This window comes from Microbacterium candidum (assembly GCF_030315975.1).
Classification (GTDB): Bacteria; Actinomycetota; Actinomycetes; order Actinomycetales; family Microbacteriaceae; genus Microbacterium; species Microbacterium candidum.
On record NZ_JASXSZ010000001.1, the window covers coordinates 265630 to 291623 of the forward strand.

Genomic DNA, 25994 nt, shown 5'->3' on the forward strand with positions numbered 1-25994 from the left:
GAGACCGAAACAAAAGTCAAGGGCTATGCGCACTTCCATTGATCGCGGCCGCGGAACGGACCTCGCCGGCATCCGTCGGGAGAACCTGCACCGCGTGCTCGACGTCGCCCGCACGGAGCCCGGCAGCAGCCAGAACGACATCGCCGCCCGCACCGGCCTCGGCATCGCCGCCGTGAGCTCGCTCGTCAACGAGCTGCTCGACGCGCAGATCCTCGTGCAGGGCGACGCCGCACCCACGCGCACGCGCGGTCGTCCCAAGCGCGCGGTCGAGCTCGCGGATGAGTGGGCCGACATCGTCGGTGTGTCCCTCGAGCGGGGACAGGTCGAGGCGCGCGCGGCGACGCTGCGGGGTCGCGAGCTCGGGCGAGCGGTGCGCTCCTTCCCGGCTCCCCCGTCGGTGGAGCACGCCGCATCCGCCATCCTCGCGGCGATCGACGAGGCGATCGATGGCCGCGTGCGCCCGTCCGGCGCGCCCCGCGTGGTCATCGCACTGCCCGGCGGCATTCGCTTCGACGGCATCGGCGCCACCGAACTCGAGTGGGTGGGAGAGTCGGCCGCCCCGCTGCTCGCGCCCCTGAGAGACCGGGGCTGGCCGGAGCCGATGGTCGGCAACGACGGCAGCCTCTCTGCATTCGCGGAGGCACGGTTCGGGGCGGCCGGCAGCCATGCGAACGCCGTCGTGCTCTTCCTCGGACGAGGTCTCGGCGGGAGCGCGGTCATCGACGACGCGCTCATCCGAGGAGCAGCGACCGCCCCCGGGTTCGGGCACACCGTGCTGGACCCGCACGGCGTCGAGTGCAATTGCGGACTTCGGGGGTGCGCGGAGCGCTCGGTCTCCCTGCTCCGCTTCGCCGAGCTGCTCGGCGAGCCGGAGATCCTGGAGACGACGACGAAGGCGGAGTACGCCGCCGAGCTCGACCTCCGAGCCGCAGGCGGAGACGAACGCGTGACCGCAGTACTGGCGGATGCGGCGACCGCGCTCGAGCAGCTCGGCGACATCGTCGCGTCGCTCCTGAACCCCGAGGTGGTCGTCCTCACCGGACCGGGAGCCTCGCTGGCGCCACGGATCCTCCCGGCACACGTCGGCAACACCCGGGTGCCAACGGCGCAGGGTCTGCTCGGGGACGAGGTCGTCATCCGCGGCGCCCTCGCCGCGGCGCAGGAGCTCGTCCTGTCCGATCCGTTCCTCACGGGCGACCCGGCAGCAGAGGAGTGGGTCTAGGGCTCGTGCGGAGGCGTCGCGGCGAGGCGCCGGAGGCGGCTCAGCGGTCCACGTACCCCATCTGGGCCTGGTTGTAGCGGTCGCCTCGCACGCCGATCCGCTGGGCGAGGGTGTCGAGGTCGGCGAGCTCGTCGGCGGACAGGGCGACGGCGGTGGAACCCGTGTTCTCATCGATGCGGGAGGTGCGGCGGGTGCCGGGGATCGGGACGATCCACGGCTGCTGTGCGAGCAGCCATGCCAGCGCCACCTGCCCGGGGGTCGCTCCCTTCGAGGAGGCCAGCGCCGCGACATGCGCGACCAGGGCGTGGTTCGCCTCGCGGTTCTGCGCGGTGAAGCGCGGGATCGTCGACCGGATGTCGCCGTCGGCGAAGGACGTGTTCTCGTCGACGGTGCCGGTGAGGAATCCCTTGCCGAGCGGGCTGAACGGCACGAACCCGATGCCGAGCTCGAGGAGGGTGGGCAGGATCGCGGCTTCGGGATCGCGGGTCCACAGCGAGTACTCGCTCTGCAGCGCGGTCACGGGGAACGTGGCGTGCGCGCGGCGGATCGTGACGGCGGATGCCTCGGAGAGTCCGAAATGGCGCACCTTGCCCGCGGCGACGAGTTCGCCGACAGTGCCGGCGACGTCTTCGATCGGCACGGCGGGGTCGACGCGGTGCTGGTAGAAGAGGTCGATCACCTCGGTGCGCAGTCGCTTCAGCGAGGCGTCCGCGACGGCGCGGATCTGCTCGGGCCGGCTGTTCAGGCCGACGCTCTTGCAGTTCTGGATGTCCCACCCGAACTTCGTCGCGATCACGACCCGGTCGCGGACCGGGTCGAGTGCTTCGCCGACGAGTTCCTCGTTGACATACGGACCGTAGACCTCGGCGGTGTCGAAGAACGTGACGCCGAGGTCGACGGCGGACCGGAGCACCGCGATCATCTCGGCCCGGTCGCCGGGGTTGGGCCCGTAGCTCTGCGACATCCCCATGCAGCCGAGTCCCACGGCCGAGACGTCGAGCCCCTGTCCGAGTGTGCGCGTGTGCATGATCAGTCCTTCCTCGCCGTCAGCGGAGTCGTCGATGCCGTCGACGCTACGCGCGACCACTCCCGCGTGGGATGCCCTGTCGGTACCCCGCTCGCGAAGGCCTCCCTCGTCCCGCGGGGTTGAGTGGGTGGTGTTCGACGAGGCGGACACCACACGGCGGGCGGCGTGAGTGCGGCGGTAGCGCGGCTTCCAGCGACCGTCAGGCGCGCGCGACCCACTCCTCGACCGCTTCCGATGACAGCACCTGCTGGGTAACCATGATCGTGGCGCCAAGAACGCCTGCGGTCTCGCCTGCCTGCGACTGCACGACCGCGAGGTGCTGCGTCGCGAGTGGGATACTGCGCCGGTATACGACCTCGCGCACCCCAGCCAGCAGATGCTCGCCGGCGTGCGCGACCGCCCCTCCGATGACGATCACGCGCGGGTTGAGCAGGTTGACGACCGTGGCGAGCACCTCACCCACCTCCCGCCCAGCCTGGCGTACGGCTGCGCCCGCGGCGGCATCCCCGCTCCGTGCGAGCCGTACTACGTCGGCGGCGCTGATGGCATCCATCCCGTCGTTGCGGAGCTCGGCGGCGATCGCCGGTCCGCTCGCGATGGCCTCGAGGTCACGTTCGTCCTCCGGAGGACGGGGCGAGTCATGGCTGTACGGCACCTGCACATGGCCGAGGTCGCCCGCCGAGCCTCGGGCGCCCCGCTGCAGAGCACCCCCGGAGATGATCCCGGCGCCGATGCCCGTGGCGACCTTGACGAAGACGAGATCCTGCACGCCCGGCCAGCTGAGCGCCTGCTCGCCGAGCGCGAGGATGTTGACGTCGTTGTCGACGAGCACCGGCACGGCGAAGAGCCGCTGCACGTAGGCGGGGACGTTGAAGCGGTCCCAGCCTGGCATGATCGGCGGGTTCGTGGGCATGCCGGTCGAATGTTCGACCGGCCCGGGAACGCCGATGCCGACACCGACCAGCGGCGCGTCCGGCGCTCTTCGCAGCAGTTCCACGCCCTCGGCCAGCACCTGGTCAAGCACGGGTTCAGGGCCCGCGGCGATATCGACGCCGTGTGTAGTCGAGACCAGGATGCTTCCGCTGAGGTCCGCCACCGCGACGGTCGCGTGGGTGGCGCCGAGGTCGATCGCCAGCACCAGCCCAGCGAGTGCGTTGAAGGCGACGCGCGCGGGCGGACGGCCTCCGGTGGATACCGCTTCGCCTGCGGGCTTCAACAAGCCGGCAGCGAGAAGGGCGTCCATGCGGGGTGCGACTGTGGAACGGGCGAGCCCGGTCAAGGTCGCGATCTCCGCCTTGGTTCGCGCGCGCCCGTCTCGGAAGATCTGGAACACTTCTCCGGCGCCCATCCCTGGCGCCCCGGCGCGTGCTGCATCGACCATGCGCGCAAGTCAACCACAGCTGATGGATGAAATGACGAAGCTCGAGAACCTTTTGGTGCCGAACCTCTGACTTTTGACGAAAGGCTTGCAAAAGATCATGGGGTTGGATCAGAATGAGCCGTATGACGACGGAAGTCAGCCCCAGCCGCATTGACGCGGACACCCGCACCGCCATCAGCGCGGGCATCATCGGCGGCGGATTCATGGGCCGTGTCCACGCCCACGCTGCACGCGTGAACGCCGCACGTCTCGCCGAAATCGCCGCTTCGACACCGGCGCGAGCCGCCGCGTACAGCGACGAACTCGGCTTCGAGGCCGCCGCCGAGAGCGCCGATGAACTCATCGCGTCGCCTGACGTCGACATCGTGCACATCTGCACCCCGAACGGCACGCACGCGCTGCTCGCCGCGGCCGCGCTTGCGGCGGGCAAGCACGTGATCTGCGAGAAGCCGCTCGCCGTCGCCGTCGCCGATGCTGAGGCGCTGACGGCGCAGGCGGATGCAGCCGGGCTCGTCGCCGCCGTCCCCTTCGTCTACCGGTACCACCCGATGGTGCGCGAGGCCCGCGCCCGAGTCGCTCGTGGAGACCTCGGAATGCTCCTCAGTGTCGACGCCGGATACCTGCAGGACTGGATGCTACTGCCGACCGATGACGACTGGCGGGCGACATCGGCGGCCGGCGGATCGTCGCGCGCGTTCGCCGACATCGGCTCGCACCTGTGCGACCTCCTCGAGTTCATCGCCGGGGAGCGCATCGTGCGGCTGAGCGCCCGCACGCGGCGCATCTTCGACGAGCGCGGCGGCCGCGCGGTCGAGAACGAGGACATCGTCGCGATCCTCGTAGAAACCGCCTCGGGCGCGATCGGCACTCTGCTCATCTCGCAGATGGCGGCCGGCCGCCGCAACGCGCTCACCGTGGAGCTGCACGGCTCGAACGAGAGCCTGCGGTTCGACCAGGAGAACCCCGAGCGCCTGTGGCTCGGCGGACGGACCGAGTCCCGCGTGATCGTGCGCGATCCGGCAACCGCCGCCCCCGACTCCGCGCGCCTGCAGCCGGTGCCGGCCGGGCACGCGATGGGCTACCAGGACGCCTTCGACAACTTCATCGCCGATGCCTATGCCGCCGTGCGAGGCGAGGCGCCCGAAGGCATGCCGGTGTTCGCGGACGGGCTGCGCGCCGCACGCCTCACCGAAGCCGTGCTGGAGTCCGCCGCGAGCGGCCGTTGGATCGAGACAGGAGAATGACGATGCCCACCTACGACTACGTGATCGTCGGCAGCGGAATCAACGGCGCCATCGCTGCCGCACAACTGCACGAGGACCTGCCGGAGGCGTCGATTCTCGTGGTCGAAGCGGGTCGCCACATCACTGCACACGACGGCGAGCACCTCGTCGAGGCCGACGAGAACGCGATGAACGCGTCGTACGAGGACCTCATGCGTCGCGCCCGTCAGATCGAATACGTCAAGGGTGCCGTGTCGATGAACGACATCGAGGGCGACCGCTGGGCGGCAGACATGACCGGCGTCTTCCCGGCGGCCTTCCTCGGGCACAACTTCGCCGAATTCCCGGGCGCCTCCATCGCATGGAACATCGGCGGGATGGGCGTGCACTGGACGTGCGCGACGCCGTGGCCATACGCCCACGAGATCCCCGACTTCCTGCCTCGCGACGAATGGGAAGCCGACCTCGAGACCGCCCGCAGGCACCTGCGCACCTACAACGGACCGCTGCTGTCGGGGGGATGGTCGAACCCCTTCACCGAGCCGATGTTCGCGGCCCTGCGTGAAGCTGTGCCGAGCCCGGACCCCGACCGCCAGTTCGGCTACATGCCGATGGCCGGGGTTGCGCACCCCGACCGGCCGTTCGCGCGCACGGGCCCCCGCGACATCGCGCCATTCCTCTTCGACGGCAGTGTCCCGAACGTCACCCTCGTGACCGGCGTGCTCACCACGCGCGTGCTGCACGAGGGCGGAGTCGTCACCGGGATCGCCGGGCGTGACGTCGTCACTGGAGAGGAGAGCGTGTACACCGGCCGTCAGTACGTGATCGCCGCGGACGCGCTGCGCACCCCGCAGCTGCTGTGGGCCTCCGACATCCGGCCCGATGCTCTGGGCGTTCGCCTCAACGAGCACGCATCGATCGACGGCGACGTCGTCATCGACGGGACCCGGTTCGGGCTGACGGATGCCGACATCCCCACCCCGCCCGACGGCGAGCCGTTCATCGGGTCCTACTGGAGCCCGTCCATCGGCGAGGCCCGCCCCGCGCACGGCCAGCTGATGGAGCGTGACGTCGACGGCATGGGCCACGTGCTGGGGGTCGGTTGGTACTGCGTCACGGAGATCCGCCCTGAGAACCGCATCGAGTTCTCCGAGGAGCTCACCGATTCTCTCGGGATGCCGCACATGACCGTGCACTTCTCGTACTCCGCAAAGGACCTCGAGGTGATCGAGCGCACCAAGGAGGTGCAGCGCGCCGCCGCCAATGCGATCGGCGACTTCGGAGAGCGCGAGGGCGAACTGCTGCCGCCCGGAGCATCTCTGCATTACACCGGCACCGTTCGCATGGGACCCGTCGACGACGGCACCAGCGTGTGCGGCACCGACGGGCGCGTGTGGGGTTTCGACAACCTCTTCCTGCTCGGCAACGGCGTGGTTCCCACCGCACTGACCTGCAACTCCACCCTCACCGGCGCGACGCTCACCATCCGCATCGTGCGCGCGCTCGTCGCCGCCAACTGACCCTGTCCACCCGAAACACCCACCACACACCATTAAGGAGCTGATCAGGATGACTCACCTGACCACGCGACGCCGAGCGACGACGCTCGGCGTCGCAGTCCTCGCCACCGCATTGATGCTCACCGGCTGCGGCCGGTCCGGCGGAGACACCAGCAGCAGCGCGTCGACCGGACCCGCAGTCAACGACAAACCCGCCACCGGCACCGTCCAGCTCTGGTCAGAGGGCGCCGACGGCGACAAGCTGCCGACGATGATCGCGGAGTTCAAGAAGGCCAATCCGAACGTCGACATCCAGCTGACCAAGGTGCCGCAGGACCAGTTCGCGTCCAAGATGACCGCCGCGATCACCGCGGGCACCGTGCCCGACCTCATCTTCAGCTTCACGGAAGACCAGGCCGCGTTGCTCGCCACGGGCGGCTTCGACACCGTCCCCGCTGGCCTCGTCAACGAGTCCGACTTCTTTCCGGGTATCTGGGCGAACTCCGTGACCGCCGGCAAGCAGTACGGCGTTCCGTGGTACACGTACGCGAACATGCTGATCTACCGCAGCGATCTCGCCCAGAAGGCGGGCATCACCGCCGCGCCTGCGACGTGGGACGAGCAGAAGGCATTCGCCCAGAAGCTCAAGGACTCCGGCGTCGCCGACCCGCTGGTGCTGGCGGTCAATTACGACAAGTACTCCGCCGGGCAGCTCCAGGTGATGGCGGCGCAGAACGGCGGTTCGTTCCTGAACGCCGACAAGACCAAGTGGACGCTCGACGACCCGAAGGTCGTCCAGGCGCTCGACTACTGGGCGGGTCTCATCAAGTCGGGCCTCTCGTCGGCCGACGGCCCTGCCTTCCTCGACACGGTGCCGTGGATGAGCTCGGGCAAGTCCGCCACGATCGTCGATGGCGGCCCGTGGTTCGCGTCGTGGTTCGATGGCGCGAACGGCCAGGGCTGGAACGACGCGCACATGACGTACGCGCAGAACCCGTCCGGCCCCTCGGGCGGCAAGGGCGCGACGACCGGCGGCGGCAGCTGGATGGTCCCGACGGACGCCAAGAACAAGGATGCCGCGTGGAAGTTCGTGCGGTGGATGTCCGAGGCTCCGCAGCAGGTGGAGTGGTTCAAGATCTTCGGCAACATGCCGGCGCTGAAGACGGCGTGGAACGACCCGGCCCTCAAGGGCAAGATGCTCGACCAGGTGCACGAGGCGCTGAACTACGGCGTCGCTCAGCCGAACGTCGCCACGTGGAACCAGGTGGGGCAGATCATCGGTCAGCAGATGGAGAAGGTCGTCCGCGGCGGTGTGACCGCCCAGGCGGCCCTCGACGAGGCGCAGAAGCAGGCCGAAGCCATCGGCGTCGCTGGGAAGCAATAGACCGATGTCTGTGACCGCCACGCGGGCAATGGTCACCTCTGGGGCGTCCGACGGACGTCCCAGAGGGACCGGCCCGGCCCGTCGCATCCAGGAAGGCTCCCGCTCCGAGACGGCCACCGCGTGGCTGTTCCTCGTGCCGTTCCTTGTGATCTTCGTGGTCTTCACCGCGATCCCGACAATCATCGCCTTCGGCACGAGCCTCACCGACATGCGGGCTCGCGACATCCGCAACCCGTTCGACGTCAACATCACCGGCCTCGCATCGTACGGCTCGATCCTCGCCGACCCCAGCTTCCAGCGGGCGTTCTGGAACACGGTCCTGTTCGTCGTGCTGTGCGTCCCGCTGAGCATGGCGCTCGGGTTCGCGCTCGCCGTCATGCTCAACAGCGCCATCCGGCGCCTGCGCACGTTCTTCCGCGCCGCGGTCTACGCTCCGGTCATCACGAACATCGTGGCTGCGGCCGTCATCTGGCAGTACGCGTTCTCGATCTCGGGGCCGGTCAACAACGCCCTCTCGAACATCGGCATCGAGGCCGTCAACTGGCTGGGGCAGCCACAGTGGGCGTTCGGCACCGTCGTGATGATGGGCGTGTGGCGTACCGCAGGTACGTGCATGGTGCTGTTCCTGGCCGGATTGCAGGCCGTGCCCGAAGAGATATACGAAGCGGCGCAGACCGACGGGGCGTCGGGCGCCCGCAGGCTGTGGTCGATCACGCTTCCCCTGCTGCGTCCGACGACGCTGCTGGTCACCGTCCTCATGACGGTGTCGTTCCTGAACATCTTCGAGGAGCCGTTCCTGCTCACGAAGGGCGGGCCGCTGAGCGCGACCACGTCGATCGCGCTGTGGGTCTACCAGCAGTTCGGCTTCGGCAACATCTCGGCGTCCATGGCGGGCTCCGTGGTGCTGCTGATCCTCGTCGGGGTCGTCGCCGTCATCCAGTTCCGAATGCTGAGGCCGAAGCATTGAACAAGACATCGCCCACCCGTCTCGCCCTCACCTACACGGCGCTCACCGTCATCACGGTGCTCATGCTGCTGCCTTTCGTCTGGGTGTTCTTCGGCTCGTTCAAGACACAGGCCGAGTTCTTCCACGACCCCGGGGCCTGGCTCCCGACGTCGTTCCAGGTGCAGAACTACGTGAAGCTGTTCACCGACGGCGGCTTCGGCACGTACATGGCGAACAGCATCATCGTGGCCGTCGTCGTCGTGCTCGCCAACGTCCTCTTCGCGGCGATGGCGGGATACGCCCTCGCGAAGCTGCGATTCCGCGGCAAGAGATTCGTCTTCCCCCTCGTGATCGTGTCGATGATCGTGCCCTACGTCGCGCTGTTCGTGCCGCAGTTCGTCATCGTTGTGCAGATGGGGCTGGTCAACACCCTCATCGCGATCATGCTGCCGCTGCTGGTCATGCCGCTCAGCGTGTTCATCATGCGACAGTTCGCGCACGGCGTGCCGTTCGAGCTCATGGAGGCCGCACGCCTGGACGGCGCAGGTGAGGCGCGGATCTTCTTCCGCGTGTTCCTGCCCCTATGCGGCCCCGGTCTCGCGACGGTGGCGATCCTGTCGTTCCTCTCAGCCTGGAACAACTTCCTGTGGCCACTGGTGGTCGCGCAGTCGCAGGACGTATACACGGCACCCGTCGGACTGGCGGTCGCTTCGCAGGCGTCCAACACGATCAACTTCGGCGTGCTCCTGGCCGGTTCCATGGTCGTCCTGCTGCCGATCCTCATCCTGTTCCTCTTTCTCCAGAAGTACTTCATCCAGGGCGTCGCCACGGCGGGCCTCAAGTAGTCAGAAAGGCTGTCTCCTCGTGCAGATGAAAGACGCGAAATTCGCACTCAACGCGATTCAGTGGATCAATGTGAAGGCCGACCCGGACGATCTCGACAGCGAGAGCCTGTGGCGCTTCACCGATCCCACCTTCATCGCCGAATATCCCGGCGTGCTGCGTGCGATCCGGGATGCCGGCTTCGCCGCCACGATGCTCGAGGTGCTCGAGACGCAGACGCTGCAGAACTACGAGGCGATGATCAAGGATGCGGACCTCAAGGTCGCGCCGGGCTACGTGCAGGTGCCGCTGGCGTCCGAGCACGGCGGACGTCTCGAGCGCGGCACCAACGAACGCATCCACTGGTTCGACTCGGTCCGGCGCAAGGCAGAGGAGTCCAACTACATGGGCCTGTCGCGTATCTTCCTCGCGGCCGAGGTGAATCAGGATGCCATCCGATGGCAGCGCCCCGCGGTCGGATACGACTTCTCTCAGGATCGTCTCGACGAGCTCACCGATCTCATCGACGAGGCAGTCGATGTGCTCAACGCCGAGGGCGTCAGGCCCGGACTGCACAATCACGTGGGGACGTGGATCGAAACCGAAGCCGAGTACGAACACGTGCTGAACAGCATCGGCGCGTCGCGTCTCGGCGCCGCGTTCGACATCGGCCACCTGGAGTGGGCCGGCATCGACGCGAAGGCCGCGCTCGCCACGTGGGGCGACCGGGTGCAGGATGTCCATCTCAAGGATCTCGACCTCGGCATAGCCCGGCGCAGCCGCGAGGAGGGCCTCACCTACGAGCGCGCCACCGATCTCGGCCTCTACAAGGAGCCGGGACTCGGAGACCTCGATCTGCCCGACATCATGTCGGCTCTGCCTGACGATTTCGGGGGCTGGGTGTTGATCGAGGTCGACCGGGCGTCGATGGACCCGGTCGACAGCGCCCACTACACAGCACGCTGGGTGCGCGAGACGATGGCCTCATGAGCACGCACCCCGTCACCCTGTTCACCGGTCAGTGGGCCGACCTGCCCTTCGAGGAAGTTGCGCGGCTCGCCGCCTCCTGGGGGTACGACGGCCTCGAGATCGCGGCGTCAGGCGACCACCTCGACCTTCAGCGGGCCGAAGCGGATCCGGAGTACGTGCAGTCGCGCCTCGACATCCTCGACCGCCACGGGCTGAACGTCTACGCGATCTCGAACCATCTCGCCGGGCAGGCGGTGTGTGACGACCCGATCGACTTTCGCCACCAGGCGATCGTGCGTCCGTACGTGTGGGGCGACGGGGACGGCGAGGGCGTGCGACAGCGTGCGGCCGACGACATGAAGCGCGCGGCGCGGGTCGCGCGCAAGCTCGGCGTGGACACCGTCGTCGGGTTCACCGGGTCGAGCATCTGGCCGTACGTGGCCATGTTCCCGCCCGTGCCTGCATCCGTCATCGACGCCGGCTACGAGGACTTCGCGAACCGCTGGAACCCGATCCTGGATGTGTTCGACGCGGAAGGGGTCAGGTTCGCGCACGAGGTGCACCCGTCCGAGATCGCCTACGACTACTGGACCAGCGTGCGCACCCTCGAGGCGATCAGGCACCGCGAGGCGTTCGGGTTCAACTGGGATCCATCACACATGATGTGGCAGAACATCGATCCGGTCGGGTTCATCTGGGACTTCCAGACTCGCATCTACCACGTGGACTGCAAGGACACGCGGATGCGCCCGCAGAACGGGCGCGCCGGCGTGCTCGGCTCCCACCTCGCGTGGGGTGACCCCCGCCGCGGCTGGGACTTCGTGTCCACAGGGCACGGCGACGTCCCTTGGGAGGATGCGTTCCGCGCGCTCGAGGCGATCGGATACACCGGACCGATCTCGATCGAGTGGGAGGATGCTCGAATGGACCGCCTGCATGGCGCCGCCCAGGCGGTGGATTACGTGAGGTCGCTGCTATGGCCGCAGCCCGCAGCATCCTTCGACGCCGCCTTCAGCAATCAGTGACGAGGCCGGCGCTCAGTCCTCGAGGGCTTGATGCGGACGTGCCGACGCAAGGCGAGGGGGCGTAGCCCCCGCGCGCGAGCCGTCCTTCTCGTAGGCGGCCCCGCGGTGCAGCAGGATCACCCTGTCGGCGTCCTGCTCGATCGAGCCCGATTCACGCAGGTCGGAGAGTGCCTGCTTCTTGCCGCGTCGCTCCGCCAGGGCACGCAAGACCCTGTGACGGACGCGGCGATGTCGGCCCCCGGCGCCACGACGGGAGCGTCGTCGGGACGCTTCGCGGGATGCCGGCGGGCCTTCGTGATCATGGCCATCACCATAGCCGAGTTCATAAAAAGGGCAAGTCAGCCGACATTTTCTACCCTGAGTCCAGCGAGTTGACTTTTACCGGGGGTCGGCTATGGTCGTGAGTTCACCCGCCAGCCGACCAGGGGAAGCGAGTCGTCATGTCAGGCAGATCACCTCGAGCACGAGACGCGAAGAAACCCGCACAGCTGACGCCGAAGGAGAAGCGCGCCGAGAAGCGCGCGAGCCAGGAATCACGAGCGTTCATCAAGCCACGCAAGGGCGCGTCCGGCTGACGAACGGCGCGGGCTCCTCACCTCGAGGGGCCCGCGGCACTTCAGCGCAGGCGCGGGTCGCCTTCGAGCACGACCGCCACCCCGTCCTCGGAGTTCGACGGCGCGACTTCGTCCGCCGCAGCGAGGGCCTCCGGTTCGGCGTTCGCCATTGCGATGCCGCAGCCCGCCCACCGGAGCATCGAGACGTCGTTGAGAGCGTCGCCGAACGCGAGCACCTCGGACCGGTCGATCCCGAGCTTGGCGCACAGATGCGCGAGCCCGGTCGCCTTGGTGACGCCCTCGGCCATGACTTCGACGAACGGGGCGCCGGAGAGCGTCGCCTCGAATCCGTGAGGATCCAGTTCGTCGAGCGTCGCGAAGATCGCCGAGGTGGGGATCGTGCGGTGGCGGATCACCAGCTTGAGGCTCGGGGCCGCCAGCACCTCGCTGAGCGGACGCGTGTCCATCGTGGCAGGCTCCCGCTTGTGATCGCTGTACGCGGCGAGCTCGGCGTAGCCCCTCTCGGCGACGAAGACCTCGCCGGCCTCGCGCACACTGGCGTACACGAGATCCGGGATGCGGGCGCCGAGCTCGCGCGCGATCCTCTGCTGCACCGGAACCTCGAGCTCGTCCGCGAAGAGCGTCTCGCGCGTGCCCAGATGCACCGCATAGGCGCCGTTGCCGCACAGTATCCAGCCGTCGAAGCCCGCCTCCTCCGCGATCTGCCGTACCCCGATCGGCTGCCGCGCCGTGACGGGGACGACGATGATCCCCGCTGCTCGCACGGCATCGAGGGCGGCGCGCGTTCGCGCGGTCACGTGTCCGGACTCGTCGAGCAGCGTCCCATCGAGGTCGGTCGCGACAAGCCGGAACCGCGGATGCTGGAGGCCCTGCACATCCGTCATCTCAGCGCAGGGACCGTGTCGATCATGCGGCCAAGTGTACGGAGGGTGGAATGTCCATCCGGGCACGGCATGGACGGTCCCCCTGGCGCAACGGTCGTTCGAGGTCGGCGGGTCCTATGATCTGCTTGCGTGCGGAAGAAGGCCGATTCATCGAATACCCGTCGGATCCGGCGCCCATCAAACTTCATGGGGAGGGACTTCATGACACGAATCGCAGCGGAGCCTGGTGGCTGCTGAGCCTGATCTCGATCATCGGCTGGATCATCGTGATCGTGATCCAAGCGCTGCGCTCCGATCCGGCGGGGCGACGATTCGACAGAGCTCGGCCGTGACGACGACGATGCAGCTCATCACCGAGGCCGACTGGCAGGTGCTGCGCGATGCCCGTCTGACCGCACTCCGGGATGCGCCCGAGGCATTCAGCTCCACGTACGCACGCGAGGTGGCGTTCGACGAGAAGACCTGGCGCGGACGCACCGCCACGACCCGGAACTTCGTCGCGCGGGATGCCGGCTCGCAGGTCATCGGGCTCGTCGGCGGGCGACGGATGCCCGACAGCCCCAGCAGCGATCGGGAAGTGCTGTCGCTCTGGGTCGCGCCGTCGGCGCGAGGTCACGGGGTCGCCGGAATGCTCATCGATGCGGTCGCCGACTGGGCTCGAAAGGAGGGCGCCCGCACGCTGCGCCTCTGGGTCGTCGACGACAACACCCCTGCCCAAGCCGCCTACCTCCGCGCGGGCTTCACCATGACCGGCGAACGCCAATCCGTCAGCCCCGACGACCCACGATTCGAAGTGCGCATGTCCCGCTCGCTCTCTCCGTGTGAGCGATAGCGCCTTGCGGCGGCTCGGTGCCGCCCGAACGCTTCCTCGATCCGTTGGCGTCGTCGGGGCGTGGTGAAACAACCCGCTCGTTGTCTCGACCCACCCATTGACAGCCGGGTGTCCCGGTGGTTCTCCGGTCACCGTAACGCCGGGTCGCGTGGATGCCGGAGTGCTCCCTGCGCCGTCGAGACAGCGTGGTCCGGGAGCGCCCGGGGTCCGGCCACGAGACTGGGGATTCATCATGAAGATCTCGCGATGGGCAGCGCTGCCGGTCGTTCTCGCCCTGGGGTCGGTGATTGCCGTGGCAGGCCCCGCATCCGCCGCCAGTCCGAACGGCCAGACAGTGACGTCGACCCAGAACGTCCACGGCGTCTTCTGGGAGAAGCAGGCCACCAACCCGTGCACGGGCGACACCTTCAACGGCGGCAAGGGGATCCAGTTCACGGGGAACCTGGTCAACCACATCACCTTCTTCACGAACAGCGACGAGGTGTGGATGACGTTCACCGAGACCGGAGCGATCCTCGGCATCGACGACGGCAACGGCGTCACCTACAGCGGGCATGCGACGGCGTGGGGCAACTTCAACATGAACGAGCGCAACGCCAACAACGCGTTCACCCTCACCATCAAGGCCACTGGATCAGACGGATCGACTGTCTTCGCGCACGATACCGCCGTGTGGGTCATGAACGCGGATGGCACCGTCACCGTGAACTTCGACAAGTTCAACATGACCTGCGGCTGACGGGACCCATCCCGGTCGCGCCAGACAAAGTCCGAGTTCGACCGCTGAGGAGCGCGTGGTGCGGGTTCGCGTTCCGCCCGTCGAGCGGTGACGGGACGCGAATCCGCTCACGCCCCCGACCCCTCGAGGGCCTCAGTCTCAGGAGAGTCCGTGGTCTCGCCAGCCGGGATGCAGTTAAGACATCAGAGCAGACCGCGTTTCGTGTGGGTTTCTAGCAGGCACGACCACACACCGCGGACAGAAACTCTGAGGAACTATTGGAAGTCGCCGCCCGGCGCCATATCCGTGAAGCGGGAGAAGTGGCCCTGGAACGCGACGGTGATCGTGTCGGTCGGACCGTTTCGGTGCTTCGCGACAATGAGGTCGGCCTCCCCTGCGCGGGGGCTGTCCTTCTCATAGGCCGCCTCGCGGTGCAGCAGGATCACCATGTCGGCGTCCTGCTCGATCGAGCCCGACTCACGTAGGTCGGAGAGGGCCGGCTTCTTGTCGGCGCGCTGCTCGGGACCACGGTTCAGCTGCGACAGCGCGATGACCGGCACCTGAAGCTCCTTCGCGAGGAGCTTGAGCGCACGTGAGAACTCCGAGACTTCCTGCTGGCGGCTCTCGACGCGCTTGCCCGACGTCATGAGCTGCAGGTAGTCGATGATCACCATCTTGAGGCCGTGCTTCTGCTTGAGGCGGCGGCACTTCGCGCGGATCTCCACGAGCGTCATGTTCGGGCTGTCGTCGATGAACAGGGGCGACTGGTCGATGCGTCCACGGGTCGACGCGATGGTCGTCCAGTCGCGGGAGTCGAGCGTGCCCTTGCGCATGTTCTGCAGCGGCACCGCGGCCTCGGCGCTCATGAGGCGCATCGCGATCTCCGACCGCCCCATTTCGAGTGAGAACACGACGGTCGGCATCTGTGCCTTGATCGAAGCGGCCCGCGCGAAATCCAGAGCCAACGTCGAGTTGTGGGTCGGGATCATCGATTCACCCGCCAGGTACAGGTGCTCGTCGTTGTCGACCTGCACGCAGCGCACCGGCACGCTCGCCATCGCGCGGATCGCCTTGACGTAGCGCCTGCTCGTGCGGCGCGTGTCCGCCGGGCGCTCCTGCTCGTGCAACGCGCGCTTGCGCTCGAGCCAGAACACGTCGTCGGTCGTCGAGAAGTTGAGGATATAGCAGGTGGAGGATGCCTCGGAGCGGCCGTTCACGCGCTTGGTCGTGCGCCCGCAGCGGTAGCCGAGGCTGACGATCAGCTCGTACACCGAGTCGGCGAGCTTCTCGTTCGTCACGGCGAACTGGCAGGAGCCGACTCCCCTGACGACCGTGCCGTCGGTATCCAGGAGACCGGCCAGCAGTTCGCGGCGCTGCGCCTCCGACGCCCGCAGGTAGGCGATCGGCACGTGCTTGTCGCCGAGCACGCCGGCCTTGCGCAGCAGGGCCGTGAACGAGCCGTGGTCACGATGGCAGTCGGCGCACCGCTGCGCTTCGCCGGAGTAGGGCTTGCCGCAGTCGGGGCACGACAGGCGCTCGGGGTGTGCCCCCTTGTTCTTCGGCCCGCAGGTGCGACCGCACGTGCGCACGTGCGGGTGACGTGCCGTGAACTCGGTCCTGCACACCTCGCAGGTGCGGACGAGCGACTCCCGCTCGAGGAGCTGGAGCGAATGAAGCATGCCCCCACGGGACTGGACCCGCATCCCGCTGCGCGCGATGAACGAGGGGATCTCGTCGGTTTCGCTCGTCAGCCGGGCGCCGTCGCTGTGCCCGTCGCCGAGCCACGCGCCGAGGGCGTAGGGCGCGACGGGCAGATCAGCCTCGGGCGCCTGCAGCGCCAGGGCATTCCGCACCGAGTGATTGGCCCGCTCCTCGGCGCCGACGGTGAGTGTCGCGAGCATCTGCTCCGTCGTGACGACAGAGGCACCGATCCGCGCTCCTCGCCGCGCCGCTCGCGTCTCGGTCAGCCACTGGTGCTCGGCGTCGGCGATGATCGTCGAGCCGTCCGAGAACTCGATCTCGTAGCAGGGGCGGCCGACCATGACCTCGGTCGCGGCGACGACTCGCGTGGGTCGGCCGTCCGCGTCGTAGAGCTCGTCGCCGACGCTGACCGCACCCATCGTGGTCCAGCCGGTCGGGGTGGGCAATGGGGTGTCGAGGGCGAGAGCCTTGCCCATAGCCGGTCGCGCGGCGACGACGATCATCTGACCGGGATGCAGGCCGTTCGTCAGCTGGTCGAGTCCGGCGAAGCCGGTCGGGATGCCGGTCATCTGACCGTCCCGCCCGCGCGCCGCCTCGATCTCCTCGACAGCCGCGTCGACGGCGACCGTCAGCGGTACGTAGTCTTCCGTGGCCTCGGCGCCCGTGACGGAGTAGATCTCGGCCTGCGCATTGTTGACGAGGTCGAGCGCCTCGCCCTGACCCGAGTACCCCATCTGAACGATGCGAGTGCCCGCCTCGACGAGACGACGCAGGAGTGCGCGCTCGGAGACGATGGACGCGTAGTACCCGGCGTTCGCCGCAGTCGGCACGATCGAGGTCAGCGTGTGGAGATAGTCGGCGCCGCCGGCGCGCTCGAGCTCCCCCGTCTTGATGAGCTCGTCCGTCACGGCGACGACGTCCGTCGGCTCGCCGTGCGAGTACAGCGTGAGGATGGCCTCGAAGATCAGCTCGTGCTTCGGAATGTAGAAGTCGGCCCCGCGCAGCGTCTCGATGACATCGGCCACCGCATCCTTCGACAGGAGCATGCCGCCGAGGGCGCTCTGCTCCGCCAGCAGGTCGTGCGGAGGTGTGCGCTCATGCTCGCGGGGGGTACCGAGTCGTTCGGGGGCGATGTCGGCGATGGACACGTGCGGCGTCCTCCTCTGCTGCTCGGGCACTTCGACGGGCCAAGCACAACACAGACCTCGGACATCGCGTCGCGCGCACGACGCATGTTCGTTGATCCCCCCGCGGGCCTCGCCCCACGTTAGGCAGGACGGTTTCCACATGCAACACCGCCTGTGGATAACTCTGTGGACTTCCTGCGGGAAACGCCGTGGGTCCTGTGCAGAACTGCTGTGGAGAACTCGGGGGCCTCAAGGGAATTTCTTCACGATTGACCCTTGTGACCTGGGGTTTATGAATCCACACCCTGTGGATGGAATGCGACTTGAAGTACACGTTGAAGGTTTCCTCCCCCGTGTGCACCTGTGCACAACGAGGACGCGGTCGCCGAAGTTCCTCAAACGTATGGACGCGCGACCGCGACGCGTGTATCGTGAGCGGTCCAGGCACCCTCACCCAGCTCGTCTGCGCTCAGGCAGACGCGGCAGAGCATCGCTTTGGAGGTGAACGTGGAGACCGCCCACTCGCGGCCCCGCTGGGGTGCCTGGATTCTGATCGGCGTCGCCGTCGCGTTCGCCTGGCTCGCTCTCTCGATCGTCATCGGACTCGGCTCCTCGCAGGCGCGCGCCGCAGACGGCACCGTCGGCAACGGCAGCGGCCTGCTCGGCGGAGTCACCTCGATGATCGACAAGACGGTGGGGGCTGTCACGAACACGACGTCCGTGGTCACGACGCCCGTCGTGCAGGCCGTGGTGAAGACGACGGCAGCGGTGCCGGTCGTCGGGCCGGCCGCATCCACCGCCATCACGACGACGACCAACACGGTCGCCTCCGTCATCGCGCCGGTCACCGCGGCGACCAAGGATGTCGTCACCAAGACCACCGCGCCGGTCGTTCAGGCCGTCGACGACACCGTGACGATCGTGCTGCAGACGACGAAGTCCGCCACCGCCCCGGTCCCCGTCGTGGGAGGGGTGGTCGCGCCCGTCGTCGACGCGGTCTCGGGTGTCGTGGATGTCGTGAACCTGCCCGGCACGATCGGAGACGTCACGGGAGTCGTCGACGGCACCGTCGGCAGCGTCACCGGAACGGTCGCGGGAGTCGTCACCGCCCCCGGCCAGACCCCGGGGACCCCCGTGATTCCGGGTCTTCCCGGCCTTCCGGGCGGGTCCGCGACCCCTGGCGCCGGCGGCGTCTTGACGCCGGTCGCCGATGCCGCTGCAGCGGTCACCGCATCCGTCTCCGCCGCGTCTCAGCGCGCGCTGGACGCGATGTTCCTGGCCGCCCGCAACGCCGTCACGGTGGCGGATGCAGCGGCCTCCGTCGCCCTCACACTCTCCCCTGTCGACGGCGCATTGCGCCTCGCCGGGGATTCCTCGCCCGTTCTCGGCGTCGCGCCGGGCGGGTCATCCGCGGGTTCCTCTGGTGCAGGACCCGGCGGCGCAGCCGCGCTGCTTGCGTTCGGACTGTTCTTCGCACACCGTGCCTGGGTGCGTCGACACGTCACGGACGACCAGCAGACGCCTTCTGCGCCGGTCTACGACACCGACGTCTCTCCCGACTGATCGCGCCCCGGCCGCATCTGTGCGCTCTGCGCACCGCGGCACGGCAGGCATCGGTGCGCTCTCGCGCGCCGGAAATCGATCACTCAGGGAGAACTTCTCATGCGTACTTTCTACAAGCGCGCCATATGGGGCACGCTCATCGCCGGCGGCATCACGCTGCTCGGCGCGACCGCGGCGAACGCCGCAGACAACACCACCGGAGATCACGGCATCCTGTCCGGGACGCAGGGCCTGATCAACGTCTCCGCACCGATCACCGTGACGGGGAACGGGATCTCGGTGCTCGGTACCTCGAACGCCGCGGCACCCGCCGCAGCGCCCGCCCCGGCGGCGGCTCCGTCCGTCTCGCTCAACACCGGAGGAGCCGGTGGAACGGCATCGGGCTCGCAAGCGCTCGTGAGCGTTCGCGTTCCGGTCACCGTCAGCGGCAACGGCGTCTCGGTCCTCGGCACCTCGTCGAGCACGTCGAGCGCACCCGTGTCGCCGTCGCCGGCCACTGCGCCGGCCCCCGAGAGCACGTCCGGGTCGAACGGCGCCGCGAGCGGCACCCAGGTCGACGCGCCGATCTCGGCGCCGATCACCGTCAGCGGGAACGCCATCAGCGTGCTCGGCACGTCCGGCGCGTCCGGCGGGGCGACCACGGCTCCCGCTCCCGGCTCGACGGGAGGCATGAACACCACCGGCGGATCTGACGGGCTCGCGAGCGGCACCCAGGTGACCGCGCCCGTCACCGCGCCGGTGAACGTCACGGGCAACGCCATCGGGCTGCTCGGCGACTCCACCGCCACCACCACCGGAACCACCGGCACCACCGCACCGGCAGCCGGCGGCACCGACACCACCAGCGGAACCGGCAGCATCCTCGGCGGCACCCAGGCGAACGCACCGGTCACCGCGCCGGTGAACGTCACGGGCAACGCCATCGGGCTGCTCGGCGACTCGACCGCCACCACGACTGGAGCCGGCGGCACCACCGGTACGCCGGCCGGCGGCACCGACACCACCAGTGGAACCGACGGGCTCGCGAGCGGCACCCAGGTGACCGCGCCCATCACGGCGCCCATCACCGCCACCGGCAACGCCATCGGCATCCTCGGCGACTCCACCGCCACCACCACCGGAACCAGCGGCACCACCGCACCGGCAGCCGGCGGCACCGACACCACCGGCGGAACCGGCGGCATCCTCGGCGGCACCCAGGTGATCGCGCCCATCACCGCACCCATCACCGCCACCGGCAACGCCATCGGCATCCTCGGCGACTCCACCGCCACCAGCACGGGAACGGCCGGCACGCCGGGCACCCCGACCGGGGGCGTGGACCTCACGAGCGGTCTCGGCGGGATCCTCGGCGGCACGCAGATCGGCCTTCCGATCAGCGTACCGATCACGATCGGCGGCAACGCGATCTCGGTGCTCGGCAACAGCGACACGACGACGCCTGGCACCCCGGGAACCCCCGGCACCCCCGGGAACCCGGGCACGCCCGGCACCCCGGGCACGCCCGGCACCCCCGGCACCCCCGGAACGCCTGGCACGCCCGGCACGCCCGGCACCCCCGGGACCCCCGGCACGGTCGGTACGCCCGCATCCACGGGTCCCGCCACGGAGGTGACGGCGAGCGCGGACAACGGTTCGCTCGCGACGACCGGCGGAACGGGAGCCCTCGGCGCCCTCTACGTCGCGATCGCACTGCTGGTGCTCGGCGGGGCCGCCTTCGGCGCGAAGCGCTGGACGGCTGTCGCCCGGCGTTAGCCGCACGACCCGTCGGGGGTGGGCTTTGCCTGGGCCCGCCCCCGACGTCAGGCGGAGCACGCCGCGGCCCGGGGGGCCCGAGGTGACAGCTCCGCCGCCGGTGTCATCGAGCAGTCGGATCGGCCGCGTTGCGCGGCATCCCTGAGCAGACGCGTCATGCGCCCGACCTGGGGCGGCTGACTCGGTGGCACCCGCGGGTGCATGCGCATGTCCCCAAACCGCGCATGCACCCGCATCCTCCTGCCTGCGTTGCACGGAACGCGCAACCCGGCCAGGGTGAGAGCATGCCGATCTCAGATCCCTACCGCCTGACGCCCGTCGGCGCCGATCGTCTGGAGGACGTCCTTCGTCTCGACACGTGGGCGTTCCCGACCGGCGACACCGTCGAGCAGCTCCGCGAACTGCCGAGTTCTCTGAGCTGGGACCGCGCCTACGCGGTGGAGCGACCGGATGCCCCGGACATCGCCGGCTTCCACGCGACGTACCCGCTCCGCGCGTATCCGGTGCCGGGCGCGGAAGTCGCCTGCGGGTGGCTGACGTGGGTGGGGGTGCATCCCGGACACCGTCGGCGCGGCATCCTGCGCGGCATGATCGAGTACCACCTCGCGGACTGCGCAGCCCACGGCGAGGCGTTCTCCGCACTGACCGCCTCCGAGCCGCAGATCTACGGCCGCTTCGGCTACGGGATGGCATCGACCGCGCTCGCCCTGTCCATCCCGCGCGGGGCCGCGCTGCGCCCCGTCGCCGGGTCCGATGCCCTCGAGGCGGAGATCGCGGAGTGGGATGCGGCGGTCCACGGCCCGATCGTGGCGACGATCCATCAGGCGTATGCACGCCTGCCCGAGGGTCTCGGGCGGCCAGGATGGGCGACCCGCGAGACCGAGGGCCTGCGCACGCAGCGCGAGACCGACACCCTGATGCTGCGCACCGGGCGCGAGTCGCTGCGCGTGCTCATCGTCCGCGACGCCGACAGCACTCCCCTGGCGTACGCGATGTTCCGCCGGACCGTCGCGTGGGAGCGCGCCGGCGCGGAGGGGACCGTCCACGTGCGTGAAGCGGTGGGCACGACGCCCGCCTCGGTACACCGCCTGTGGTCGATCCTCCTCGACCTCGACCTCACGAGCCGCGTCAAGATCGACGTCATCCCGGTCGACGACCCCATCGTGACGCTGCTCGTCGACATCCGCGCCGCACTCCCCGACTACCAGGACCACACCTGGATCCGCATCGTCGACCTGCCGACCGCGCTCGCCGAGCGCCGCTACGCGGGCGACGTGGACGTCATCCTGGAGGTGACGGACGGGATGCTGCCCGCCAACGCCGGGCGCTGGCATATGCGGGCGAGCGCGTGGGGGCACGCGACCGTGACGCGCACGGATGCCGCACCCGACCTCGTGATGGACATCCGCGAGCTCGGCGCCGCCCACCTCGGATCGACGTCGCTCGCCTCCCTCGCGCAGGCGGGGCTGGTCGAGGTGCGCACGCCGCGGAAGCTCGCCACGGCTGCTGCGGCCTGGTCGTGGCCGGTCGCCGCCGGAGCCGACTGGATCTTCTGAGCCCAGCCCTCCACCGTTCAGGACATGCCGACGGTCGTGCGCATTTCCAGCACGAGTGCGCGCATGTCCTGAATCGTGCACACGATGGGACGGGACATCCGCGAAACGCAGGATGCCGCGGGCCCGAAGGCCCGCGGCATCCTGTTGCTTCCGAAGAAGTGCGCGAATTACTTCGCGGCGACCACCTGGAGGGTGATCACGGCGGTGAGGTCGTCGCGGAGGCGAACGGTCGCCTCGTGCTCGCCCACCGACTTGATCGCCGAGGTGATGTGGATCTTGCGCTTGTCGAGGTCGCCGAGGCCGGCGGCCTTGACGGCGTCCGCGATGTCGCCGGTCTTGACGGCACCGAACAGGCGACCCTCGGCACCGGCCTTGACGGCCAGGCGCACCTTGGTGCCCTCGATGGCGTCCTTCAGCGCGACGGCCTCTTCGTGGACGTGGATCGCGCGCGCCTCGCGGGCCGCGCGGATCGACGCGACCTGCTTCTCGCCACCGCGGGTCCACGCCACAGCGAAGCCCTGGGGGATGAGGTAGTTGCGGGCGTACCCGTTCTTGACCTCGACCACGTCACCGGCGCTACCGAGCCCGGCGACCTCATTCGTGAGAATCAGCTTTGCCATATCGGTACTCCTTACCGGCCAGCGCCGGCGTAGGGCAGGAGCGCCATCTCGCGCGCGTTCTTGATCGCGCGGGCGATCAGACGCTGCTCCTGCACCGAGACACCGGTGATGCGACGGGCGCGGATCTTGCCGCGCTCCGAGATGAACTTGCGAAGCGTGGCGACATCCTTGTAGTCGATGACGCCGACACGGATCGCCTTCGCGGGGGCTGCGTTCTTCGCGCCCTTCCGCGGCTTCCGGCGATCGCCGGTTGCCTTTCCAGCCATGTTTGGTCCTTTACCTGTACGGATGCCGGAGCATCCGCGAATCTCTTAGAAGGGGGTGTCGTCGCCGTAGGAGCCAGGAGTGGCCCAGGCGTCCGACCCGTTGTCCGATCCACCGCGGTTGCTGTTCGAGCCGCCGTTGTTCGACCCGGGGGTCGACCACGGCTCGTCGTCGCGGTTTGCGAACGAGCGCTGCTGACCGCCGCCGTTGCCGCCACCACCGGAGCTCGCGGCGCGCGTGACCTGTGCGGTCGCGTAGCGCAGCGACGGGCCGATCTCGTCGACCTCCAGCTCGATGGACGTGCGGTTCTGGCCCTCGCGGTCCTGGTAGGAGCGCTGACGCAGACGACCGGTCGCGATGACGCGGGAGCCCTTCGTCAGCGAACCCGCCACGTGCTCGGCGAATTCGCGCCAGACGGACGCGCGGAGGAACAGCGCTTCGCCGTCCTTCCACTCGTTCGCGGCACGGTCGAAGTTGCGCGGCGTCGACGCGATCGTGAAGTTCGCGACGGGGAGCCCGTTCTGCGTGTAGCGCAGCTCGGGGTCAGCCGTGAGGTTTCCCACAACGGTGATGACGGTCTCGCCGGCCATGTTCGATTACGCCTTCGCGACCTTGGCCGGAGCGGCAGCCTTGCGGGCGGCCTTCTCGTCCGAGCGCTTCTTCTCGGCGGCGACCTGCGCGATGGCCTCCTCGGCGCGGAGCACCTTGGTGCGCATCACGAGCTCGCTCAGCTTCAGCTGGCGGTCGAGCTCCTGAGTGGCCTCGCTCGTCGCGGTGAAGTTGACGACGGCGTAGATGCCCTCGGACTTCTTCTGGATCTCGTAGGCGAGACGGCGGCGACCCCACACGTCGACGTTGTCGATCGAGCCACCATCGTTGGTGATGACCTTCAGGAACTTGTCGAGGTTCGGGGCGACCTGGCGCTCGTCGAGCTCAGGGGTCAGGATGACCATGAGTTCGTACTGGTGCGTCACTTACCCACCTCCTTCGGACTAGAACGGCTGCCGGGCATTTCCCGGCAGCAGGAGGGTGTGTTTGCACGTGCCCGGAACACAGGTGCGCCCAGGCAACCTGAAGAGTCTACCCGATGCGACCCGCTGGCCGTGAATCGAGCGGATGCGGCTACCGTGTCGTCATGGAGTGGACGGCGGATGTCTCGAACGGCGACTGGATCCGGGAGGGTCTGGATGCCCCCTGGCGCGGGACGATCCATGACGTCGTCCCGCGGGGCTTCCCGGCCTACGCGCGGGTGTTCCACCCCGCCACCCGTGAGCGCCCGGTGGACGGCGTGTGGCCCGCGGAAGACGACCGCCGCGGCTGGCAGGCCTTCATGGCGGTCCCCCACGAGATCGACGTGGAGCCGGTGACGTGGGCGGAGACGGCCGAGGCGTTCGAGACGCGGATGCATCCGCTCGCGCAGTGGAATCGGCTCGTCCGGTCGGACTCGCCTTATTCGGGCGGGACTCCGCGCGACGGCGCCGGCCACCGATACACCGATCCGCCGCGAGGACAGCTGGATGCGGCATCCTGGGCTGTCCTTGCTGGGGTCCTCGCACGGCACACGACCACGCCGGACGACGGGGGAGTCGCCGTGTGGGAGGGATGGGGCGGCCTCGTCGGCGGGATGGGGTACGGCGCATCCCGCATGCTGTTCGAGGCGGGCGCCGACATCCAGCACGCTGAGTTCCTCGCGCACGCTGCGCGCGACATGTTCAACGACGTCTTCAAGAAGCCGACGTGGCAGACCGGCATCCTCTCCGACGAGATCTCGCGCGGTGCGCGACTGGAGCTGCCCGGCCGGCCGTACGTGCTGTTCCGCGGAGGCGTCGCCGAGCTCACGGAAGACGGCTGGCCGGCGCGGATGCCGTGGGCCGACCACGAGCTCCTCGCACACGGTCTGCCATCGAACCCCGAGTCCCCCGGCATCGTGTGGCCGGCCGATCGCGCCTGGATCGTCGTCAGCGAGGTCGACTTCGACTCGACCATCGTCGGCTGCGACCAGGCGCTGCTCGGCGAACTGCTGCGGACTCCCGGACTCGAGGTCCAGGTGCTGCCGGCGGACGCCGACCTGTCCTGGGACGCCGACGACCTCAATCGTCCGTAGCGGCGTCCTCCGGCTTGGCGCGCCCGGCGCCGATCGCGCGGGCGAACATCACCTGCACGGGACGCGTGAAGAGCATCAGGAACAGGGCGAAGTACGAGACGACCGGCACGAGGACCGCGACCAGGAGCGACACCGCGAACAGTGCGATCATGGCGAGGTCGACCGCGATCCAGCGCAGGACGCGGTCGCGCGAGATGTCGTGCATCGACGGATGCGCACGCAGATAGAGGATCGTCGCGAGGCCCAGCACCGTCGTCAGGATCATGCTGCCGATGTACATCGAGATGAGCACTCGATCGGTCGACGGCATCTGGCCGACCATCGCGGTGACGACGGGGAGCCACACGATCGACAGGAGCCATCCCATCGTGATCCACAGCAGCGCGGTCGACACCCGTTCGACGAGCGTGAAGACGCGGTGGTGGTTGATCCAGAACATCGCGATGATCGCGAAGCTCAGGACGAACGCGAACAGCTGATCGGTGTGACCCGTCACCCACGCGCCCGCGTTCTCGCCCTTGGCCGACGCCTCCGCCACGCTCTCCATGAGCGGCAGGATGAGGAGCGTCATCGCGATCGCGACGACGGCGTCGATGAACGCCTTCGCGCGCTCCGCGCCGAACAGCCCTTCCTTGGCGTTCACGGGTCCGGTCACGAGTCAGATGCTACCGAGCCGGGGTCAGGGATGCGGGCATCGGCCGACGACCTTGAACTCACCGGTCGCCGAGCCTGTCGAGGCGCCGCCGTCGGGCAGCGGTACGACCCCTCGACAGGCTCGGGGACCGGGATGCGGCTCG

The 25994-nt window shown here is 68.8% G+C and carries 24 protein-coding genes and 1 pseudogene; 15 read left to right on the top strand and 10 right to left on the bottom strand.

Annotated elements, in window-relative coordinates; all coding sequences use genetic code 11:
* Positions 1–25 precede the first annotated feature (25 nt).
* Positions 26–1222, top strand: coding sequence for an ROK family protein (locus QSV35_RS01365; RefSeq protein ID WP_286285920.1), 1197 nt, complete (start codon positions 26–28; stop codon positions 1220–1222).
* A 40-nt stretch (positions 1223–1262) separates the two neighbouring features.
* Here the strand turns inward: QSV35_RS01365 and QSV35_RS01370 are convergent, their stop codons facing one another.
* Both QSV35_RS01370 and QSV35_RS01375 read right to left on the bottom strand, forming a co-directional pair.
* Positions 1263–2249 (bottom strand): aldo/keto reductase, encoded by a 987-nt coding sequence (locus tag QSV35_RS01370; RefSeq protein WP_286285922.1) that lies wholly within the window; start codon positions 2247–2249, stop codon positions 1263–1265.
* A 199-nt stretch (positions 2250–2448) separates the two neighbouring features.
* On the bottom strand, positions 2449–3630 hold the full coding sequence (locus tag QSV35_RS01375) for an ROK family protein (RefSeq protein WP_286285925.1): 1182 nt from the start codon (positions 3628–3630) through the stop codon (positions 2449–2451).
* 122 nt (positions 3631–3752) lie between these two features.
* Here QSV35_RS01375 and QSV35_RS01380 point away from each other — a divergent pair, with 122 nt between their 5' ends.
* From QSV35_RS01380 to QSV35_RS01410, 7 genes are read left to right on the top strand one after another with little or no spacing between them, the layout of a single operon-like run.
* Positions 3753–4874, top strand: coding sequence for a Gfo/Idh/MocA family protein (locus QSV35_RS01380; RefSeq protein WP_286285926.1), 1122 nt, complete (start codon positions 3753–3755; stop codon positions 4872–4874).
* A gap of 2 nt (positions 4875–4876) precedes the next feature.
* Positions 4877–6373, top strand: coding sequence for a GMC oxidoreductase (locus QSV35_RS01385; protein ID WP_286285929.1), 1497 nt, complete (start codon positions 4877–4879; stop codon positions 6371–6373).
* Positions 6374–6422: 49 nt separating this feature from the next.
* Entirely contained in the window at positions 6423–7736 is a 1314-nt protein-coding gene (locus QSV35_RS01390; protein WP_286285931.1) for a sugar ABC transporter substrate-binding protein, read from the top strand.
* 4 nt (positions 7737–7740) lie between these two features.
* Entirely contained in the window at positions 7741–8703 is a 963-nt protein-coding gene (locus QSV35_RS01395; protein ID WP_286285933.1) for a carbohydrate ABC transporter permease, read from the top strand.
* Positions 8700–9527: a carbohydrate ABC transporter permease gene (locus QSV35_RS01400; RefSeq protein ID WP_286285935.1), complete on the top strand. Its 828-nt coding sequence runs from the start codon at positions 8700–8702 to the stop codon at positions 9525–9527. Before QSV35_RS01395 ends, QSV35_RS01400 begins: the two co-directional genes overlap by 4 nt.
* A gap of 25 nt (positions 9528–9552) precedes the next feature.
* Positions 9553–10494, top strand: a complete 942-nt coding sequence (locus tag QSV35_RS01405; protein ID WP_286285937.1) for a sugar phosphate isomerase/epimerase family protein — start codon at positions 9553–9555, stop codon at positions 10492–10494.
* Positions 10491–11498 carry a sugar phosphate isomerase/epimerase family protein gene (locus tag QSV35_RS01410; RefSeq protein ID WP_286285939.1) on the top strand — a complete coding sequence of 336 codons (1008 nt, stop codon included), beginning with the start codon at positions 10491–10493 and terminating at the stop codon, positions 11496–11498. The genes QSV35_RS01405 and QSV35_RS01410 overlap by 4 nt, the downstream gene beginning before the upstream one ends.
* 66 nt (positions 11499–11564) lie before the next feature.
* On the opposite strand, the pseudogene QSV35_RS20065 reads toward QSV35_RS01410, so the two are convergent.
* Together QSV35_RS20065 and QSV35_RS01420 are read right to left on the bottom strand one after the other, a co-directional pair.
* A pseudogene (locus QSV35_RS20065) lies at positions 11565–11702 on the bottom strand (DnaB-like helicase C-terminal domain-containing protein); the annotation flags it as partial.
* Positions 11703–12114: 412 nt separating this feature from the next.
* Positions 12115–12957, bottom strand: a complete 843-nt coding sequence (locus tag QSV35_RS01420) for a Cof-type HAD-IIB family hydrolase (protein WP_286285941.1) — start codon at positions 12955–12957, stop codon at positions 12115–12117.
* Between the two features lie 116 nt (positions 12958–13073).
* Here QSV35_RS01420 and QSV35_RS20020 point away from each other — a divergent pair, with 116 nt between their 5' ends.
* From QSV35_RS20020 to QSV35_RS01430, 3 genes are all read left to right on the top strand, one after another.
* On the top strand, positions 13074–13289 hold the full coding sequence (locus QSV35_RS20020) for a DUF805 domain-containing protein (protein WP_353618961.1): 216 nt from the start codon (positions 13074–13076) through the stop codon (positions 13287–13289).
* Positions 13286–13789: a GNAT family N-acetyltransferase gene (locus tag QSV35_RS01425; RefSeq protein ID WP_286285942.1), complete on the top strand. Its 504-nt coding sequence runs from the start codon at positions 13286–13288 to the stop codon at positions 13787–13789. The genes QSV35_RS20020 and QSV35_RS01425 overlap by 4 nt, the downstream gene beginning before the upstream one ends.
* 232 nt (positions 13790–14021) lie before the next feature.
* Entirely contained in the window at positions 14022–14528 is a 507-nt protein-coding gene (locus QSV35_RS01430) for a hypothetical protein (protein ID WP_286285944.1), read from the top strand.
* Between the two features lie 254 nt (positions 14529–14782).
* On the opposite strand, the gene dnaB is transcribed toward QSV35_RS01430, so the two are convergent.
* Entirely contained in the window at positions 14783–17497 is a 2715-nt protein-coding gene (gene dnaB, locus QSV35_RS01435) for a replicative DNA helicase (RefSeq protein WP_353618949.1), read from the bottom strand.
* A 345-nt stretch (positions 17498–17842) separates the two neighbouring features.
* Here dnaB and QSV35_RS01440 point away from each other — a divergent pair, with 345 nt between their 5' ends.
* The 3 genes from QSV35_RS01440 to QSV35_RS01450 all read left to right on the top strand — a co-directional run bounded on the left by QSV35_RS01440 (position 17843) and on the right by QSV35_RS01450 (position 22209).
* Positions 17843–18898, top strand: coding sequence for a hypothetical protein (locus QSV35_RS01440; protein ID WP_286285948.1), 1056 nt, complete (start codon positions 17843–17845; stop codon positions 18896–18898).
* 99 nt (positions 18899–18997) lie between these two features.
* Positions 18998–20653: a chaplin family protein gene (locus QSV35_RS01445; RefSeq protein WP_286285950.1), complete on the top strand. Its 1656-nt coding sequence runs from the start codon at positions 18998–19000 to the stop codon at positions 20651–20653.
* Positions 20654–20937: 284 nt separating this feature from the next.
* Positions 20938–22209, top strand: a complete 1272-nt coding sequence (locus QSV35_RS01450) for a GNAT family N-acetyltransferase (protein WP_286285952.1) — start codon at positions 20938–20940, stop codon at positions 22207–22209.
* 167 nt (positions 22210–22376) lie between these two features.
* Here the strand turns inward: QSV35_RS01450 and rplI are convergent, their stop codons facing one another.
* The 4 genes from rplI to rpsF are packed head-to-tail and all read right to left on the bottom strand — an operon-like array spanning position 22377 to position 24067.
* A complete protein-coding gene (gene rplI, locus QSV35_RS01455) occupies positions 22377–22829 on the bottom strand; it encodes a 50S ribosomal protein L9 (protein ID WP_286285954.1) in 453 nt (150 codons plus the stop codon).
* 11 nt (positions 22830–22840) lie between these two features.
* Entirely contained in the window at positions 22841–23095 is a 255-nt protein-coding gene (gene rpsR / locus QSV35_RS01460) for a 30S ribosomal protein S18 (RefSeq protein WP_013584646.1), read from the bottom strand.
* A 45-nt stretch (positions 23096–23140) separates the two neighbouring features.
* Complete coding sequence (locus tag QSV35_RS01465) at positions 23141–23683, bottom strand: single-stranded DNA-binding protein (protein ID WP_286285981.1); 543 nt, start codon at positions 23681–23683, stop codon at positions 23141–23143.
* 6 nt (positions 23684–23689) lie between these two features.
* Positions 23690–24067 carry a 30S ribosomal protein S6 gene (gene rpsF / locus QSV35_RS01470; RefSeq protein ID WP_286285983.1) on the bottom strand — a complete coding sequence of 126 codons (378 nt, stop codon included), beginning with the start codon at positions 24065–24067 and terminating at the stop codon, positions 23690–23692.
* Between the two features lie 161 nt (positions 24068–24228).
* Between rpsF and QSV35_RS01475 the strand changes: the two genes are divergently transcribed.
* On the top strand, positions 24229–25197 hold the full coding sequence (locus QSV35_RS01475; RefSeq protein WP_286285984.1) for a hypothetical protein: 969 nt from the start codon (positions 24229–24231) through the stop codon (positions 25195–25197).
* Here QSV35_RS01475 and QSV35_RS01480 read toward each other — a convergent pair.
* Positions 25184–25852: a TMEM175 family protein gene (locus QSV35_RS01480; protein WP_286285986.1), complete on the bottom strand. Its 669-nt coding sequence runs from the start codon at positions 25850–25852 to the stop codon at positions 25184–25186. The two genes, QSV35_RS01475 and QSV35_RS01480, sit on opposite strands and share 14 nt — an antisense overlap.
* Positions 25853–25994: the final 142 nt, after the last annotated feature.

What these genes read in the sequence shown, in the direction of transcription:
- QSV35_RS01365 (WP_286285920.1), top strand. Translation starts at nt 26, where the DNA reads ATGCGCACTTCCATTGATCGCGGCCGCGGAACGGACCTCGCCGGCATC.
- QSV35_RS01370 (WP_286285922.1), bottom strand. Translation starts at nt 2,249, where the DNA reads ATGCACACGCGCACACTCGGACAGGGGCTCGACGTCTCGGCCGTGGGA.
- QSV35_RS01375 (WP_286285925.1), bottom strand. Translation starts at nt 3,630, where the DNA reads ATGGTCGATGCAGCACGCGCCGGGGCGCCAGGGATGGGCGCCGGAGAA.
- QSV35_RS01380 (WP_286285926.1), top strand. Translation starts at nt 3,753, where the DNA reads ATGACGACGGAAGTCAGCCCCAGCCGCATTGACGCGGACACCCGCACC.
- QSV35_RS01385 (WP_286285929.1), top strand. Translation starts at nt 4,877, where the DNA reads ATGCCCACCTACGACTACGTGATCGTCGGCAGCGGAATCAACGGCGCC.
- QSV35_RS01390 (WP_286285931.1), top strand. Translation starts at nt 6,423, where the DNA reads ATGACTCACCTGACCACGCGACGCCGAGCGACGACGCTCGGCGTCGCA.
- QSV35_RS01395 (WP_286285933.1), top strand. Translation starts at nt 7,741, where the DNA reads ATGTCTGTGACCGCCACGCGGGCAATGGTCACCTCTGGGGCGTCCGAC.
- QSV35_RS01405 (WP_286285937.1), top strand. Translation starts at nt 9,553, where the DNA reads ATGAAAGACGCGAAATTCGCACTCAACGCGATTCAGTGGATCAATGTG.
- QSV35_RS01410 (WP_286285939.1), top strand. Translation starts at nt 10,491, where the DNA reads ATGAGCACGCACCCCGTCACCCTGTTCACCGGTCAGTGGGCCGACCTG.
- QSV35_RS01420 (WP_286285941.1), bottom strand. Translation starts at nt 12,957, where the DNA reads ATGACGGATGTGCAGGGCCTCCAGCATCCGCGGTTCCGGCTTGTCGCG.
- QSV35_RS20020 (WP_353618961.1), top strand. Translation starts at nt 13,074, where the DNA reads ATGATCTGCTTGCGTGCGGAAGAAGGCCGATTCATCGAATACCCGTCG.
- QSV35_RS01430 (WP_286285944.1), top strand. Translation starts at nt 14,022, where the DNA reads ATGAAGATCTCGCGATGGGCAGCGCTGCCGGTCGTTCTCGCCCTGGGG.
- dnaB (WP_353618949.1), bottom strand. Translation starts at nt 17,497, where the DNA reads ATGTGGAAACCGTCCTGCCTAACGTGGGGCGAGGCCCGCGGGGGGATC.
- QSV35_RS01445 (WP_286285950.1), top strand. Translation starts at nt 18,998, where the DNA reads ATGCGTACTTTCTACAAGCGCGCCATATGGGGCACGCTCATCGCCGGC.
- QSV35_RS01450 (WP_286285952.1), top strand. Translation starts at nt 20,938, where the DNA reads ATGCCGATCTCAGATCCCTACCGCCTGACGCCCGTCGGCGCCGATCGT.
- rplI (WP_286285954.1), bottom strand. Translation starts at nt 22,829, where the DNA reads ATGGCAAAGCTGATTCTCACGAATGAGGTCGCCGGGCTCGGTAGCGCC.
- rpsR (WP_013584646.1), bottom strand. Translation starts at nt 23,095, where the DNA reads ATGGCTGGAAAGGCAACCGGCGATCGCCGGAAGCCGCGGAAGGGCGCG.
- QSV35_RS01465 (WP_286285981.1), bottom strand. Translation starts at nt 23,683, where the DNA reads ATGGCCGGCGAGACCGTCATCACCGTTGTGGGAAACCTCACGGCTGAC.
- QSV35_RS01475 (WP_286285984.1), top strand. Translation starts at nt 24,229, where the DNA reads ATGGAGTGGACGGCGGATGTCTCGAACGGCGACTGGATCCGGGAGGGT.